The sequence below is a fragment of the Ramlibacter sp. PS4R-6 genome, assembly GCF_037572775.1.
In the GTDB taxonomy this organism is placed as follows: domain Bacteria; phylum Pseudomonadota; class Gammaproteobacteria; order Burkholderiales; family Burkholderiaceae_C; genus Ramlibacter.
In genome coordinates this window covers 2,048,165-2,063,021 of record NZ_JBBHKA010000001.1, presented here as the reverse complement: position 1 = coordinate 2,063,021, position 14,857 = coordinate 2,048,165, and the positions used below count along the sequence as shown (strand labels likewise).

The window sequence follows — 14,857 nt, the reverse complement described above, 5'->3', positions numbered from 1 at the left end:
GGCTACTCCAGCCCCAGCTCCTGAATCTTGCGCGTGATGGTGTTGCGGCCGATGCCGAGCTTCTGCGCGGCCTCGATGCGGCGGCCCCGCGTGTTGGCCAGCGCGGTGAGGATCAGGCGCGACTCGAAGCGCTTCGACAGCGCTTCCCACACGTCGTGACGGCCGGCGAGGAGCAGCTCCAGCGCCTCCGCCTCCAGTCCCGCCTCCCAGCTCGCCGGCATGGACTTGCCGTTGCCGGCCGGCGGCGCATCCGCCGCGGGCGCGGCAATCGCAGCGAGCACCGCGGGCCGCGCCGCCAGGGTCGCATCGGCATTGCCCGGGACGACTTCCGGAGGCAGGTCCTTCGGCTCGATCGATTGCGCCGGCGCCATCACGGTGAGCCAGTGGCAGATGTTCTCCAGCTGGCGCACGTTGCCGGGGAAGGCAAAGTTGGACAGCTGCGTGAGCGCGGCGTCGGAGATGCGCTTGGGTTCCACGCCCAGCTGCTTCGCGCTTTGCTGCAGGAAGTGGCGCGCGAGCGTCGAGATGTCCTCGCGCCGCTCACGCAGCGGCGGCAGGCGCAGGCGGATGACGTTGAGGCGGTGGAACAGGTCCTCGCGGAAGTTGCCTTCCTTGACGCGCTGCTCCAGGTCCTGGTGGGTGGCGGCGATCACGCGCACGTTGGCCTTCACCGCGTTGTGCCCGCCCACGCGGTAGAAGTGGCCGTCCGACAGCACGCGCAACAGGCGCGTCTGCAGGTCGAACGGCATGTCGCCGATCTCGTCCAGGAACAGCGTGCCGCCTTCGGCTTGTTCGAAACGGCCGCGGCGCATCGTTTGCGCGCCCGTGAATGCGCCGCGCTCGTGGCCGAAGAGTTCGGACTCGAGCAGATCTTTGGGGATCGCGGCCGTGTTGATCGCCACGAACGGCCCGTTCGCGCGCGGCGAGTGCTTGTGCAGCGCGCGAGCGACCAGCTCCTTGCCCGTGCCGGACTCGCCCGTGATCATCACCGTGACGTTGCTCTGCGACAAACGGCCGATGGCGCGGAAGACGTCCTGCATCGCGGGCGCCTGCCCCAGCATCTCGGGCGCAGTGGCCATGGCCTGTTCGGCGACTTCCTCGCGCTGGCTTTCCTCCACCGCGCGGCGGATCAACTCGATCGCCTTGGGCAGATCGAAAGGCTTGGGCAGGTACTCGAAGGCGCCGCCCTGGAAGGCCGAGACGGCGCTGTCGAGGTCGGAGAACGCCGTCATGATGATGACGGGCAGGCCCGGCAGCTTTTCCTTCACCTTCGTGAGCAAGTCCAGGCCTGAGCCGCCCGGCATGCGGATGTCGCTCACCAGGACCTGCGGCCCCTCCTCGCCGGCTTCGAGCGCGGCCAGCACCTCGCGCGCGTTGGTGAAGCTGCGCGAGGGCAGGTCCTCGCGCATGAGCGCCTTCTCCAGCACGAAGCGGATGGATTGGTCATCGTCAACGATCCAGATCGGCTTCAACGCGGTACCTCGGTCATTCGCAATTCGGTCACTCCGGTCAGGGCAGCGGGATCAGGATCTGGAAGTCCGTCCTTCCCGGAACGCTTTCGCATTCGATCAACCCATGATGCTGCTGCACGAACGTCTGCGCCAGCGTGAGCCCGAGGCCCGAACCGCCCTCCCGCCCCGACACCAGCGGGAAGAAGATGCGATCGCGGATCGCCTCGGGCACCCCTGGCCCGTTATCGATGACATGCAATTCCAGTGCCAGTCGGTACCGCTGCTTTCCGAAAGTCACCTGCCGCGCGATGCGCGTGCGGAACACCAGCTGCGCGTCGCCGGCGGCGATGCGTTCCGTGAGCGCCTCGCAGGCGTTGTGCGCGACATTCAGCACCGCCTGGATCAACTGTTCGCGGTCGCCGCGGAAGTCGGGGATCGAGATGTCGTAGTCGCGCACGACCTTCAGGCCCTTGGGGAACTCCACGACGATCAGCGAACGGACACGCTCGCACACCTCGTGGATGTTGACGTCGCCCACCACGTGCGGGCGGCGGTGCGGCGCCAGCAGGCGGTCCACCAGCGTCTGCAGGCGGTCGGCCTCGTGGATGATGACCTTCGTGTATTCCTTCAGCTCCCGCGACTCGATCTCCATCTCGAGCAGCTGCGCCGCGCCGCGGATGCCGCCCAGCGGGTTCTTGATCTCGTGCGCCAGGTTGCGAATGAGTTCCTTGTTGGCCTGCGCCTGGCCCAGCATGCGCTCTTCGCGGTCCTGCCGGGCCTGCGCCTCCAGGGGCAGGAGTTCCACCACGAATTCGCCGGGCGTGTCGGTCTGGGCCACGACGACGTGGACCTGCAGCGGCTCGGCGTTGCCGGCCGTGCGCACGAGCCAGGCGTCGTAGCGCAGCGCCGCGAACTCGTTGCTGTGCGCGCCGGCCAATGCGTTCTGCAGCGCGGTCGGGTCGGTGAAGCAGGCGGGAAAGGCCGTGCCCTCGATGGCCCGGCGCGAGATGCCCAGCGCGTCTTCGAGGGCGGAATTGGCGAAGAGGACCGCCCCGTCGGCGGCGACGACGGCCACGAGCGTGGCCAGCAGGTCCAGGGACTGGAAGCGTTGGGCCGCGGCGGTCGCGGCCGGCGTGTCGTTACTGGCGGTTGATGCGCGCCAGTTCCCGCTTGAGGCCGGCGATGTCGTTCTCATTGCGGGCGATGCTCGCCTTCAGCTCGGCGGTGCGTTCCACGTACTTCTGGTGGTTCTTGTGCTCGGGCCCGAGCTTCTCCGGCTCGCCGTTGTTGTATTCCTTGACGAGCTCGGCTTGCCGCGTCTCGGCCTTCTTCAACTCGGCTTCGAGGATGGCGCGCGCATCGTTGTCGCGCTGCTTCTGCTCCTCGGAATCCACGCGCGGGCCGCCGTTGGCCTGCGTGGGCGCCGTGGCCACACGCGTCGCGCCGTTGGGCTTCAGGCCCTCCACCACCGTGATGTTGCCCCCGTCCAGCGGCTTGCAGCCCTTGGCCTTCGCCTCGGCTTCGCTGTTCGTGTAGGTGTTGCCGCAGCGATAAATCTTCGTCTGGGCCTGCGCTGCGAATGCCATCGCAGCCAGCGCCACCGCGGTGATGTAGGCGTACTTCATGGCGTGCTCCTTTCGCACGGGGCTGTGCGAGCGGGAGGGCCAGTATCACGCAACTCATCAAAAACATCAAACAAGCCCTTGATTCGAAAAGACAAAGGACCGCCGAGGCGGTCCTTTTTCACAACGGGCTGTACGCAACCCCAGCTTACAGGCTGTAGTACATGTCGAACTCGATCGGGTGCGTGGTCATGCGGAAGCGCGTGACCTCTTGCATCTTCAGTTCGATGTACGCGTCGATCATCGTGTCCGTGAACACGCCGCCCTTCGTGAGGAACGAACGGCCCTTGTCCAGGTAGTCCAGCGCCTGGTCCAGGCTGTGGCACACGGTCGGGATCTTCGCGTCCTCTTCCGGGGGCAGGTGGTACAGGTCCTTCGTGGCGGCTTCGCCCGGATGGATCTTGTTCTCCACGCCGTCCAGGCCGGCCATCAGCATGGCGGCGAAGCCCAGGTACGGGTTGCAGGTGGGATCGGGGAAGCGCACCTCGATGCGGCGGCCCTTGGGGTTCGCCACGTACGGGATGCGGACCGAAGCCGAGCGGTTGCGCGCGGAGTACGCGAGCTTCACCGGCGCCTCGAAGCCGGGGACCAGGCGCTTGTAGCTGTTGGTGCCGGGGTTCGTGATGGCGTTGAGCGCGCGGGCGTGCTTGATGATGCCGCCGATGTAGTACAGCGCGAAGTCCGACAGGCCCGCGTAGCCGTCGCCGGCGAACAGGTTCTTGCCGTCCTTCCACACGGACTGGTGCACGTGCATGCCCGAGCCGTTGTCGCCGACCAGCGGCTTCGGCATGAACGTCGCCGTCTTGCCGTAGGCGTTGGCGACGTTGAGCACCGTGTACTTGAGGATCTGCGTCCAGTCGGCGCGCTGCACCAGCGTGCTGAACTTCGTGCCGATCTCGTTCTGGCCGGCGCCGCCCACTTCGTGGTGGAACACTTCGACCGGCACGCCCAGCGATTCGAGGATGAGCGACATCTCGGCGCGCATGTCCTGCATGCTGTCGACCGGCGGCACGGGGAAGTAGCCGCCCTTGGTGGTCGGGCGGTGGCCCTTGTTGCCGCCTTCGATCGTCTTGCCCGTGTTGTACGGCGCTTCGTATTCGTCGATGTGGACGAACGAGCCGGACATGTCGGCGCCCCAGCGCACGTCGTCGAACACGAAGAACTCGGGCTCCGGCCCGAAGAACGCGGTGTCGCCCAGGCCGGAGGCCTTGAGGTACGCCTCGGCACGCTTGGCAATGGAACGCGGGTCGCGGTCATAGGCCTTGCCGTCGCCCGGCTCGAGCACGTCGCAGGTCAGGATCAGCGTCGTTTCCTCGAAGAACGGGTCGATGTTGGCCGTGTTCGGGTCGGGCATCAGCAGCATGTCCGAAGCCTCGATGCCCTTCCAGCCGGCGATCGAGGAGCCGTCGAACGCATGACCCGAAGTGAACTTGTCCTCGTCGAAATGCGAGGTCGGCACGGTCACGTGCTGTTCCTTGCCGCGGGTGTCGGTGAAGCGGAAGTCGACGAACTTGACTTCGTTTTCCTTCACCATCTTCATGACGTCGGCGACGTTCTTGGCTGCCATCAGGTTTCTCCTGTTTGGATGGTTGGTTGTCGAAAGGGGGTGTGCCGCTCGGGATGCAGGTTCTGTGCCAAAAGCTGGTGCATGGCATGCACGGCAGAGCTGGGCGATTCTGCCCGACTTTGATGGCGTTTCCCTGCGGGAGCGGACGGTGGGCTGACCCCTTTGCACCAATTTGGGGAATGGTAATCCATCCCCAAATTGGTGCAAGAGGGTTATCGCACCAATTCGGGGCCCAGCTTCACGCCCAGGGCGATCAGGCCCGCCAGCAGTTGCGCATAGGCCGGATCGACCGCGGCCGGATCGCCCTTCACGCCCAGGTCGATGTGCCGGCCCCATTGCGGGTGGTCGACGCTGGGCAGGCTGAACACCTTTACGCCGGGGTGGTCGCGCTCGACCTCTTCCATCAGCGGCGTCAGCGTGGCTTCCATCGATCCATGGACGATCACGGACTTCTCGACGTAGGCCTTCTCGCGGAACAGGTGGCGGTACATCGTGTCCAGGACCCACTCGATCATGGGCCAGGCCATCACCGGGAAGCCGGGCACGAAGTGCACGTCACCGACGGTGAAGCCGGGGATCTTGTTGTAGGGGTTGGGAATGATCGCCGCGCCCTGGGGAAACACGCCCATGTTCAGGCGGTGGATGTTGTCGGGCCGGTCGGGGTCGTAGGTCGTGCCCTGCTCCTTCGCCACGTCCCGCATGCGTTCGCGGATCAGCGCCTCCGCTTGCGGATGCAGCGCGAGCTCGACGCCCAGCGCCTTCGCCGCGCATTGCCGCGTGTGGTCGTCCGGCGTCGCGCCGATGCCGCCGCAGGAGAACACCACGTTGCCCGATGCGAACGCACGCTGGAGCGTCGCGACGATGCGCTCGGGGTCATCGCCGACGTAATCCGCCCACGCCAATTGCAGGCCACGCGCGGCGAGCAGCTCGATGACCTTGGGCATGTGCTTGTCGGCGCGCTTGCCCGAGAGAATTTCGTCGCCGACGATGACGAGGCCGAATGCGGATGGCATGCGTGCATGCTAACGCCTCGCTAACATCGGCTGGTGGACAGCCTGGAACTCGACCGCATCGAAGGCGACGCCGCGCGATCGCCCATCGTGTTCCTGCACGAGGGGCTGGGCTCCGTCGCGATGTGGCGCGACTGGCCACGGCGCGTGTGCGAAGCGACCGGCCGTGCCGGCTTCGTCTATTCGCGGCGCGGCTACGGCAAGTCGCCCCCCATTCCCGACGTCCGGGGCAGCGGACGGCTGAAGCCCGACTACATGCACCGCGAGGCGCTCGACGTCTTGCCGGCCCTGCTGGCAGAGCTGGCGATCGACTCACCCGTGCTGCTCGGCCACTCCGACGGCGGGACGATTGCCCTGATCCACGCTGCGCACTTCCCCGTGCGCGCCTGCATCGTGATGGCGCCGCACGTTATCGTGGAGGACATCTCCGTGCGCTCCATCGACGAGGCGCGCGTGGCCTACGAGACGACGGACCTGCGCGCGCGCCTGGCGCGCTACCACGACGACGTCGACGGGGCGTTCTGGCAGTGGAACGACATCTGGCTGGATCCCGCCTTCCGCGACTTCGACATCCGCGCGGAGTGCGCGCGCATCCATGCGCCGGTGCTGGCAATCCAGGGCGAGGACGACGCCTACGGCACGCTGCGGCAGATCGACGAGATCGCCCCGGCTGGCGGCATCGCGCGCGTGGTGCTGGCCGATTGCGGGCACTCGCCGCACAAGGACCAGCCCGAGCGCACGAAGGAGCGCATCGTGCAGTTCCTCAGGGCGCTCGGCTGAGCAGCAGCAGGTCGTCGGGCCGCAGCCAGCGCCATTGCCCGGGCGCGAGGTCGGCCGGCAATTCGAAGGCGCCGATGCGCGAGCGGTGCAAGGTTTCCACCCGGTTGCCGGCCGCCGCCACCATTCGCTTGACCTGGTGGTACTTGCCTTCCAGGAGCGTCAGGCGCAGCGACTGATCGCCCGTCGCCTCGCACGCCGCGGCGCGCACGGGCTTCGGGTCGTCATCGAGCACCACGCCTGCCTGCAGCTTCGTGACTTGCGCGGGCGTCACGGGATGCTTCGTCCCGACTTCGTAGACCTTCGGCACGTGCCTCTTCGGCGACGTCATGCGGTGGATGAACACCCCGTCGTCGCTCAGGAGCAGCAGGCCCGTCGTGTCCGCGTCCAGCCGCCCGATGGCCTGCACGCCTTGCACCGCGCCCTTGTTCGGCCGCTGGCGCAGCGGCCCGGGCAGCAAGGTGTAGACGCTCGGGTAGGTCGACGGCTTCTGCGAGCACTCGGTGCCCGCGGGCTTGTTCAGCACCAGGTAGGCCTTGTCGTGGAACTCCCACGCCACGCCATCGACGTCGAACACCAGGCCTTGCGGCTCGAACTCCTGCGCCGGGTCCTCGACGACGCGCCCGCCGATGCGAACGTGCCCCTGCTCCACCAGCCCCGCGCAGATGCGGCGCGTGCCGAAGCCCTGCGAGAAGAGGATGTCGTCAGCGCGCAGAGGCGTACTGCGCCAGCTCGCGCTGCAGCGGCGCCAGGCGGCTGTGGATGTCGTTTTCCTGCCGGTAGAGCGGCAAGCGTTCGAAGGTGCCGGGCTGCGCGGCGATCTTCGCGCGCACCTCGTTGAGCTCGAGCTGCAGTTGCGCGACGCGGTCCGTGAGCGGCGCGACGGCGCCCGGCTCGGCCGTGACGCGGGGCAGCGGGTGAGTGCCGTCGTACGTCCATGCGGAGCGCGGCACGACGGAGCAGCCGCCGAGGGCGGCGGCTGCGATCAGGAGGGTGGGCAAGCGCGGCAGCATGCCGCGATTGTGGCCCGAAATTGGTGGAGCTGGCGGGAATTGAACCCGCGTCCGCAAGCCTTCCTCGCGCAGATCTACATGCTTAGCGGTCTGATTTGGATCTCGCCACCCGAGTCGCGCAGTCGCACGCTACACGGGTAGCCAGCGTCCTATTGTCTCGTCCCGAACCAAGGCGCCCGGTTCAGGACCAGCCGATGTGGATTACCTTGCAGCTTTTGGAATTGCTTCCTTGGCCCAGCCCATCGGCGGACTGTTGCAAGGTCGCCGGTGTTTAGGCGGCGAGTGCGTACGTAGAGTCGTTCGCAGTTACTTTGTTTCAGCGGATTAACGAGGTGACTGAACCTCGGCATGCCCCGCTGCGATTCCGAACCCACGTCGAAACCAGTGCAGCCCCGGGAGATTCGTATTTTACGCCGCGGGCGTGCTTTTCAAGAGCGCCAGCAATTCAAGCGGGCTCGCAATGTGGGCATCAGCGCCCCACACGTACGTGTCGGCGTTGCTGCCGAGGTAGCCGTACGCGGCCGCGACGGTGCCCATGCCTGCGGCCTTGCCCGCGATGATGTCGCGCTCGTCGTCACCGACGTAGATGCACTGCCGGGGATCGACCTTCAGGCGCCGCGCTGCCTCGAGGAGCGGCTCCGGATGGGGTTTGGCGTGCGGCGTCGAGTCGCCGCCGATGATGGCGCCGGCGCTGCGGAACAGCGGGATCTGCTTCGTCAGCGGCCCCGTGAAGCGCATCGACTTGTTCGTCACCACGCCCCAGCCCAGGCCGCGCTCCAGCAGGCTCGCGACCAGCGCCGGGATGCCTTCGAAGATCACCGTGCGCTCGGTCATGGCGTTCTCGTAGTTCACGAAGAACTCCTCGCGCATGGCGTCGTAGTCGGGCGCGCCGGGCGTCATGCCGAAGGCGATGCCCAGCATGCCGCGCGCGCCGGCGCCGGCCATGGGGCGGTATTTCTCCAGCGGCAGCGACGGCAGCCCGCGGTCCACGCGCATCTTGTCCGCGGCCGCGCCGAGGTCGGGCGCGCTGTCGATCAAGGTGCCGTCCAGGTCGAACAGCACCGCCTTCACGTCGAGGAACATCAGGTCTTGCGCGTGGCCAGCAGGTAGTTGACGCTCGTGTCGGCCGACAACCAGTAGCGGCGCGTCACGGGGTTGTATTCCATGCCCCGCGTAGAGGCGAGCTCCAGGCCCGCGGCGCGGCAGTAACCCGCCATCTCGCTCGGCTTGATGAACTTCATGTACTCGTGCGTGCCGCGCGGCAGCAGGTTCAGGACGTACTCGGCGCCGACGATGGCGAACAGGAACGACTTCGGGTTGCGGTTGATCGTGGAGATGAAGACCCAACCGCCCGGCTTTACGAGGCGCGAGCAGGCACGAAGGACCGAAGCCGGGTCGGGCACGTGCTCGAGCATCTCCATGCAAGTGACGGCGTCGAAGCTCGCGGGCTCCTGCTGGGCCAGCGCCTCCACGCTGATCTCGCGGTACTCCACGTTGGGCGTCGCTGCTTCCAGGGCATGCAGCTGCGCCACGCGCAGGGCCTTGGTGGCCAGGTCGATGCCGACCACTTCGGCGCCCTTGCGCGCCATCGAGTCGCTCAGGATGCCGCCGCCGCAGCCGACGTCGAGCACGCGCCGGCCCTTGAGCGGGAACTGCGAATTGATCCACTCCAGCCGCAGCGGGTTGATCTCGTGCAGCGGGCGGAACTCGCTCTCCGGGTCCCACCAGCGGTGGGCCAGCTCGGAGAACTTGGCGAGTTCGCCGGGGTCGGCGTTGAGGATTTCTTCGGTCACGGCCGCATTGTCCCAAATGCAAAAGAGAAAGGGCCCCGAAGGGCCCTCTCCTGGCTGAGCGGATGCTCTTAGCGGTTCGTGCGCGTGCCGACCACTTCGATTTCCACGCGGCGGTTCTTCGCGCGGCCTTCGGCGGTCTTGTTGTCGGCGACGGGCTGCTTCTCGCCCTTGCCTTCCGTGTAGACGCGGTTCTTCTCGATGCCCTTGGACACGAGGTAGCTCTTCACGGCTTCGGCGCGGCGCACCGACAGCTTCTGGTTGTACCCGTCGTTGCCCACCGAGTCGGTGTGGCCGACGGCGATGATCACTTCCAGGTTGATGCCCTTGACCTTGTCGACCAGGTCGTCGAGCTTGGCCTTGCCTTCGGGCTTCAGGACAGCCTTGTCGAAGTCGAAGAACGCGTCCGCGGCGTAGGTCACCTTGGTGGCGGCGGGCGGTTGCGGGGCCGGGGCGGGAGCCGGGGCCGATGCGGCCGGGCGCGGAGCCGGGGCCGGGGCGGCGGCGGGAGCCGGGGCGGGAGCCTGAACGACCAGGGCGCCGTCGCAGCCGCGGGCAGCGGTGGCGGGCGTCCAGAAGTTGTCGCGCCAGCAGTATTCGTTGGTGCCGTTCTTCCAGACCAGCTCGCTGGTGCCGTTCACCCAGTTGTCGATGCGGTTGCCGCCGTCGGCAGCCTGCACGCGCGTGCCCGCCGGAGGCGACGTCGAGCAGCCGGCGACCAGCGCAGCGGATGCCATCAACAGCGCGACGTTGTTCAGTTTCTTCATGGTTCTCCTCTTGAGGGGAAAAAGGCGCAGCCCCGCTGCGTAAAAACTACGTTTAAGGTGACCATCACCAAAAGCGTCAAACTTAGTATGCCACACGCGCTTACACAATCAACGGTCGGGACTGGGGGGTCCCGTAGGACAAAACCTCATTCCCGCCTGCATGTTGCGGATGAGCGACAAGGGCCTTGACCGTAGAATCGAAGGCTTCCCGCGCGCCCATCCCCAGTCCCTTTTTCCCCTCCGATGACCCAATTCGCCAAGGAAACCCTGCCCATCAGCCTCGAAGAGGAGATGCGGCGAAGCTACCTCGACTACGCGATGAGCGTGATCGTGGGCCGGGCCCTGCCGGACGCGCGCGACGGCCTCAAGCCGGTGCACCGGCGCGTGCTCTTCGCGATGCACGAGCTCAATAACGACTGGAACCGGCCGTACAAGAAGTCGGCGCGCATCGTCGGCGACGTCATCGGCAAGTACCACCCGCACGGCGACCAGGCGGTGTACGACACCATCGTGCGGATGGCGCAGGACTTCTCCATGCGCCACATGCTGGTGGACGGCCAGGGCAACTTCGGCTCGGTCGACGGCGACAACGCCGCGGCCATGCGCTACACGGAAATCCGCCTGGCCAAGATCGCGCACGAGATGATCGCCGACATCGACAAGGAGACGGTCGATTTCGGGCCCAACTACGACGGCAGCGAGAAGGAGCCGCTGGTCCTGCCGACCCGGCTGCCCAACCTGCTGGTCAACGGCTCGGCCGGCATCGCGGTGGGCATGGCCACCAACATCCCGCCGCACAACCTGAACGAAGTCGTCGACGGCTGCCTGCACCTGCTGCGCAACCCGGAAGCCTCCATCGACGAGCTGATGGAGATCATCCCGGCGCCGGATTTCCCGACGGCCGGGATCATCTACGGCAACGCGGGCGTCAAGGAAGGCTACCGCACCGGCCGCGGACGCATCGTGATGCGAGCCAAGTGCCACTTCGAGGAGATCGACCGCGGCCAGCGCAGCGCGATCATCGTCGACGAGATTCCCTACCAGGTGAACAAGAAGACGCTTCAGGAGCGCATGGCGGAACTGGTCAACGAGAAGAAGATCGAGGGCATCAGCCACATCCAGGACGAGAGCGACAAGTCGGGCATGCGCCTGGTGATCGAGCTCAAGCGGGGCGAGGTGCCCGAGGTCGTCCTGAACAACCTGTACAAGCTCACGCAGCTGCAGGACACCTTCGGCATGAACATGGTGGCCCTGATCGACGGCCAGCCGAAGCTGTGCAACCTGAAGGAGCTGATCGAGGTCTTCCTGCAGCACCGCCGCGAGGTGGTCACGCGCAGGACGGTGTTCAACCTCCGCAAGGCGCGCGAACGCGGCCACGTGCTGGAAGGCCTGGCCGTCGCGCTGGCGAACATCGACGAATTCATCCGCATCATCCGCGAGTCGCCCACGCCGCCCGTCGCCAAGACCGAGCTGATGGCGCGCAGCTGGGACTCCAGCCTGGTGCGAGAGATGCTCACGCGCGCCAAGGAAGACGGCACGCGCGTCAACGCCGACGACTACCGGCCCGAGGGCCTGGACATGGTGTTCGGCATGCAGGGCGACGGGCTCTACCGCCTCTCGGACACGCAGGCCTCGGAAATCCTGCAGATGCGCCTGCAGCGCCTGACCGGCCTGGAGCAGGACAAGATCGTCGCCGAGTACAAGGAAGTGATGGCGGAGATCGACGACCTCCTGGATATCCTCGCCAAGCCCCAGCGCGTCTCGACCATCATTTCCGAAGAACTCACCGCACTGAAGCAGGAGTTCGGGCAGACCAAGGTGGGCGCGCGCCGCAGCGTCATCGAGCACAACGCCCAGGAGCTCATGACCGAGGACCTGATCACGCCCACCGACATGGTCGTGACGCTCTCGCACGCGGGCTACATCAAGAGCCAGCCGCTCTCCGAGTACCGCGCGCAGCGCCGCGGCGGGCGCGGCAAGCAGGCCACGGCGACGAAGGAAGACGATTGGGTCGACCAGCTGTTCATCGCGAACACGCACGACTGGATCCTGTGCTTCTCCAACCGCGGCCGCATGTACTGGCTGAAGGTATGGGAAGTTCCGGCGGGCTCGCGCGGTTCGCGCGGCAAGCCCATCGTCAACATGTTCCCGCTGATCGAGGGCGAGAAGATCACCGTGGTGCTGCCGCTCACCGGCGAGTTCCGCAGCTTCCCCGCCGATCACTACGTGTTCATGGCCACGTCCATGGGCACGGTCAAGAAGACGGCGCTGGATGAATTCAGCAACCCGCGCAAGGCCGGCATCATCGCCGTGGACCTCGACGAGGGTGACTACCTGATCGGCGCGTCGCTCACCGACGGCAAGCACGACGTGATGCTGTTCTCCGACGGCGGCAAGGCCGTGCGCTTCGACGAGAACGACGTCCGTCCGATGGGCCGCAACGCGCGCGGCGTGCGCGGCATGATGCTGGACGAGGGCCAGAGCGTGATCGCCATGCTGGTGGCCGAGGACGAGCAGCAGAGCGTCCTCACCGCCACGCAGAACGGCTTCGGCAAGCGCACGCCCATCGTCGAGTACACGCGCCACGGCCGCGGCACCAAGGGCATGATCGCCATCCAGCAAAGCGAGCGCAACGGCAAGGTCGTCGCCGCGACGCTGGTGCACACCGACGACGAGATCATGCTGATCACCGACAAGGGCGTGCTGGTGCGCACCCGTGTCTCCGAGATCCGCGAGATGGGCCGCGCCACGCAGGGCGTCACGCTCATCGGCCTGGACGAAGGCTCGCAGCTGTCGGGCCTGCAACGCATCGTCGAGAACGACGCCGGCGCGCCGGCCGACGGCACGGACGGCACCGAAAGCGGTGAAGGCGACGAGGGCGCCCTCCCGGCAAAATGAAGAAGGACCTCGCGCAGCTGCGCACGGAGATCGACAAGGTCGACCGCGAACTGCTGGCCTTGCTCAACAAGCGCGCGGCCTTCGCCAACGAGGTCGGCGAGCTCAAGCGGGCCGAAGGGTCCACGGTCTACCGGCCCGAGCGCGAAGCGCAGGTGATCAACGGCCTGCAGGCCGCCAACCCCGGGCCGCTGAAGGAACGCAACGTCGCGACCATCTGGCGCGAAATCATGTCCGCGTGCCGCGCGCTCGAGGCGCCGCAGCGCGTGTCGTACCTGGGCCCCGCCGGCACCTTCAGCGAGCAGGCCGCCGTGCAGTTCTTCGGCTCCAGCATCGAGCACGTGCCGTGCGTGAGCTTCGACGAAGTGTTCCACGCGGCCGAAGCGGGCACGTCGGATTTCGGCGTGGTCCCGGTCGAGAACAGCAGCGAAGGCGTGGTGACGCGCTCGCTCGACCTGCTGCTGCAGTCGCCGCTGCACATCGTCGGCGAGATCAGCCTGCTGATCCGCCATCACCTGCTGCGCCAGTCGCCGTCGGTTGAAGGCATCCAGGTCGTGCTGGCGCACCCTCAGGCGCTGGCGCAATGCCAGGGCTGGCTGAACAAGCACCTGCCCAAGGCCGAGCGCCGCGCGGTGGCGAGCAACGCCGAAGGCGCGCGCCTGGCCGCGACGAACCCGGCGTGGGCCGGCATTGCCAGCGAGCGAGCCGGCAGCGAGTTCGGCTTGCACATCGCCGCCCAGGCGATCCAGGACGACGCCTTCAACCGCACGCGCTTCGCCGTGATCTGCCTGCCGCAGGTGCTCGACGCGCCGCAGGCGTCGGGCAAGGACTGCGTGAGCCTCGTCATCTCCGTGCCCAACAAGCCCGGCGCGGTGCACGACCTGCTCGTGCCGCTCAAGAAGCACGGCGTCTCGATGACGCGCTTCGAGTCGCGCCCCGCGCGTTCGGGCCAGTGGGAGTACTACTTCTACATCGACCTCGACGGCCACCCGTCGCAGCCGAACATGGCGCAAGCCCTGAAAGAGCTGCGCGCCCTGTGCGCCTTCTACAAGTTGCTGGGGACCTACCCCGTGGGCGAAGCCTGATGTTCGAACAACTCGGGCTCATCGGCTGCGGCCTCATGGGTGGCTCCTTCGCGCTCGCGCTCAAGCGCGCGGGCCTGGTCAAGCGCGTCGTGGGCTACAGCAAGTCGCCCTCGACGACCGAACGCGCGCGGCAGATGGGCGTCATCGACGTCGAGGCGCCTTCCGCCCTGCTCGCGGTCTCCGGCGCCGACATCGTCCTGCTGGCCGTGCCCGTCGCGGCGACGGAGGCGACCTTCAAGGCCATCCGCCACCTCGTCACCAAGGACATGCTGCTGATGGACGTCGGCTCGACCAAGCGCGACGTCATCGATTCCGCGCGGCGCGTGCTGCGCGAGCAGGTCGGCTCCTTCGTGCCCTGCCACCCGGTGGCGGGCAAGGAGGTCTCCGGCGTCGAGCACGCGGACCCCGACCTCTACCTCGGCAAGCAGGTCATCCTCACGCCCATCGACAAGACCGACCCCGCGCACGTCGAGAATGCCGTGAAGGTGTGGGAAGGACTGCAGTGCAAGGTGGTGAAGATGGCACCGGAGGCGCACGACTCGGCCTTCGCCGCGATCAGCCACCTGCCGCACCTCATCGCCTTCGCGCTCATCAACGGCATCGTCACGCAGAAGCAGGGGCAGGAATTCCTCTCGCTGGCGGGCCCCGGCTTCCGTGATTTCACCCGCATCGCCGCTTCCGAGCCCAAAATGTGGCGCGACATCCTGCTGGCGAACCGGCAGGAGCTGCTGCAGCAATCGAAGGTGTTCCAGGAAACGCTGGCGGCGATGGAAAAGATGATCGAGAACGGCGACGCCGAAGGGCTCGAGGCGCTGATCGAGCAGGCCAGCCACTCGCGTGCGCACTGGCGCATGGCCTCCGCGCGCAAGTCCTGACCGCC

At 67.0% G+C, this 14,857-nt stretch carries 14 protein-coding genes and 1 other RNA gene; 4 read left to right on the top strand and 11 right to left on the bottom strand.

What is annotated here, in order from left to right; translation table 11 throughout:
* Window positions 1-2 precede the first annotated feature (2 nt).
* From ntrC to WG903_RS10160, 5 genes are all read right to left on the bottom strand, one after another.
* Entirely contained in the window at window positions 3-1,472 is a 1,470-nt protein-coding gene (ntrC, locus tag WG903_RS10180) for a nitrogen regulation protein NR(I) (RefSeq protein WP_340074893.1), read from the bottom strand.
* A 37-nt stretch (window positions 1,473-1,509) separates the two neighbouring features.
* A complete protein-coding gene (glnL, locus tag WG903_RS10175; protein ID WP_340074891.1) occupies window positions 1,510-2,646 on the bottom strand; it encodes a nitrogen regulation protein NR(II) in 1,137 nt (378 codons plus the stop codon).
* The gene (locus tag WG903_RS10170; protein WP_340074889.1) at window positions 2,591-3,076 is read right to left on the bottom strand and encodes a hypothetical protein; all 486 of its coding nucleotides are present in this window, start codon (window positions 3,074-3,076) and stop codon (window positions 2,591-2,593) included. The genes glnL and WG903_RS10170 overlap by 56 nt, the downstream gene beginning before the upstream one ends.
* Window positions 3,077-3,221: 145 nt before the next feature.
* Entirely contained in the window at window positions 3,222-4,640 is a 1,419-nt protein-coding gene (glnA, locus tag WG903_RS10165; protein WP_340074887.1) for a type I glutamate--ammonia ligase, read from the bottom strand.
* A 212-nt stretch (window positions 4,641-4,852) separates the two neighbouring features.
* Window positions 4,853-5,653: a competence/damage-inducible protein A gene (locus WG903_RS10160; protein ID WP_340074885.1), complete on the bottom strand. Its 801-nt coding sequence runs from the start codon at window positions 5,651-5,653 to the stop codon at window positions 4,853-4,855.
* A 33-nt stretch (window positions 5,654-5,686) separates the two neighbouring features.
* Between WG903_RS10160 and WG903_RS10155 the strand changes: the two genes are divergently transcribed.
* Window positions 5,687-6,430: an alpha/beta fold hydrolase gene (locus WG903_RS10155; protein WP_340074883.1), complete on the top strand. Its 744-nt coding sequence runs from the start codon at window positions 5,687-5,689 to the stop codon at window positions 6,428-6,430.
* Here WG903_RS10155 and WG903_RS10150 read toward each other — a convergent pair.
* From WG903_RS10150 to ompA, 6 genes are all read right to left on the bottom strand, one after another.
* Entirely contained in the window at window positions 6,414-7,142 is a 729-nt protein-coding gene (locus tag WG903_RS10150; RefSeq protein WP_340078223.1) for a 16S rRNA pseudouridine(516) synthase, read from the bottom strand. The two genes, WG903_RS10155 and WG903_RS10150, sit on opposite strands and share 17 nt — an antisense overlap.
* On the bottom strand, window positions 7,132-7,440 hold the full coding sequence (locus tag WG903_RS10145; RefSeq protein ID WP_340074881.1) for a hypothetical protein: 309 nt from the start codon (window positions 7,438-7,440) through the stop codon (window positions 7,132-7,134). Before WG903_RS10145 ends, WG903_RS10150 begins: the two co-directional genes overlap by 11 nt.
* Window positions 7,441-7,461: 21 nt before the next feature.
* Window positions 7,462-7,834: a transfer-messenger RNA gene (gene ssrA, locus WG903_RS10140) on the bottom strand.
* A 14-nt stretch (window positions 7,835-7,848) separates the two neighbouring features.
* Window positions 7,849-8,523: an HAD family hydrolase gene (locus WG903_RS10135; protein WP_340074879.1), complete on the bottom strand. Its 675-nt coding sequence runs from the start codon at window positions 8,521-8,523 to the stop codon at window positions 7,849-7,851.
* Window positions 8,523-9,233, bottom strand: a complete 711-nt coding sequence (gene ubiG, locus WG903_RS10130; protein WP_340074877.1) for a bifunctional 2-polyprenyl-6-hydroxyphenol methylase/3-demethylubiquinol 3-O-methyltransferase UbiG — start codon at window positions 9,231-9,233, stop codon at window positions 8,523-8,525. Before ubiG ends, WG903_RS10135 begins: the two co-directional genes overlap by 1 nt.
* 68 nt (window positions 9,234-9,301) lie before the next feature.
* Window positions 9,302-9,997 (bottom strand): outer membrane protein OmpA, encoded by a 696-nt coding sequence (gene ompA, locus WG903_RS10125; protein WP_340074875.1) that lies wholly within the window; start codon window positions 9,995-9,997, stop codon window positions 9,302-9,304.
* Window positions 9,998-10,240: 243 nt separating this feature from the next.
* Here ompA and gyrA point away from each other — a divergent pair, with 243 nt between their 5' ends.
* From gyrA to WG903_RS10110, 3 genes are read left to right on the top strand one after another with little or no spacing between them, the layout of a single operon-like run.
* Window positions 10,241-12,895, top strand: coding sequence for a DNA gyrase subunit A (gene gyrA, locus WG903_RS10120; protein WP_340074873.1), 2,655 nt, complete (start codon window positions 10,241-10,243; stop codon window positions 12,893-12,895).
* Window positions 12,892-13,977: a prephenate dehydratase gene (pheA, locus tag WG903_RS10115; protein WP_340074871.1), complete on the top strand. Its 1,086-nt coding sequence runs from the start codon at window positions 12,892-12,894 to the stop codon at window positions 13,975-13,977. The genes gyrA and pheA overlap by 4 nt, the downstream gene beginning before the upstream one ends.
* Window positions 13,977-14,852: a prephenate dehydrogenase gene (locus tag WG903_RS10110; RefSeq protein WP_340074869.1), complete on the top strand. Its 876-nt coding sequence runs from the start codon at window positions 13,977-13,979 to the stop codon at window positions 14,850-14,852. The genes pheA and WG903_RS10110 overlap by 1 nt, the downstream gene beginning before the upstream one ends.
* Window positions 14,853-14,857: the final 5 nt, after the last annotated feature.

Coding starts and splice junctions, on each gene's coding strand:
- WG903_RS10110 (WP_340074869.1), top strand. CDS start 13,977: ATGTTCGAACAACTCGGGCTCATCGGCTGCGGCCTCATGGGTGGCTCC.
- WG903_RS10145 (WP_340074881.1), bottom strand. CDS start 7,440: ATGCTGCCGCGCTTGCCCACCCTCCTGATCGCAGCCGCCGCCCTCGGC.
- gyrA (WP_340074873.1), top strand. CDS start 10,241: ATGACCCAATTCGCCAAGGAAACCCTGCCCATCAGCCTCGAAGAGGAG.
- WG903_RS10135 (WP_340074879.1), bottom strand. CDS start 8,523: ATGTTCCTCGACGTGAAGGCGGTGCTGTTCGACCTGGACGGCACCTTG.
- WG903_RS10160 (WP_340074885.1), bottom strand. CDS start 5,653: ATGCCATCCGCATTCGGCCTCGTCATCGTCGGCGACGAAATTCTCTCG.
- ompA (WP_340074875.1), bottom strand. CDS start 9,997: ATGAAGAAACTGAACAACGTCGCGCTGTTGATGGCATCCGCTGCGCTG.
- pheA (WP_340074871.1), top strand. CDS start 12,892: ATGAAGAAGGACCTCGCGCAGCTGCGCACGGAGATCGACAAGGTCGAC.
- glnA (WP_340074887.1), bottom strand. CDS start 4,640: ATGGCAGCCAAGAACGTCGCCGACGTCATGAAGATGGTGAAGGAAAAC.
- WG903_RS10170 (WP_340074889.1), bottom strand. CDS start 3,076: ATGAAGTACGCCTACATCACCGCGGTGGCGCTGGCTGCGATGGCATTC.
- glnL (WP_340074891.1), bottom strand. CDS start 2,646: ATGAGAACGACATCGCCGGCCTCAAGCGGGAACTGGCGCGCATCAACC.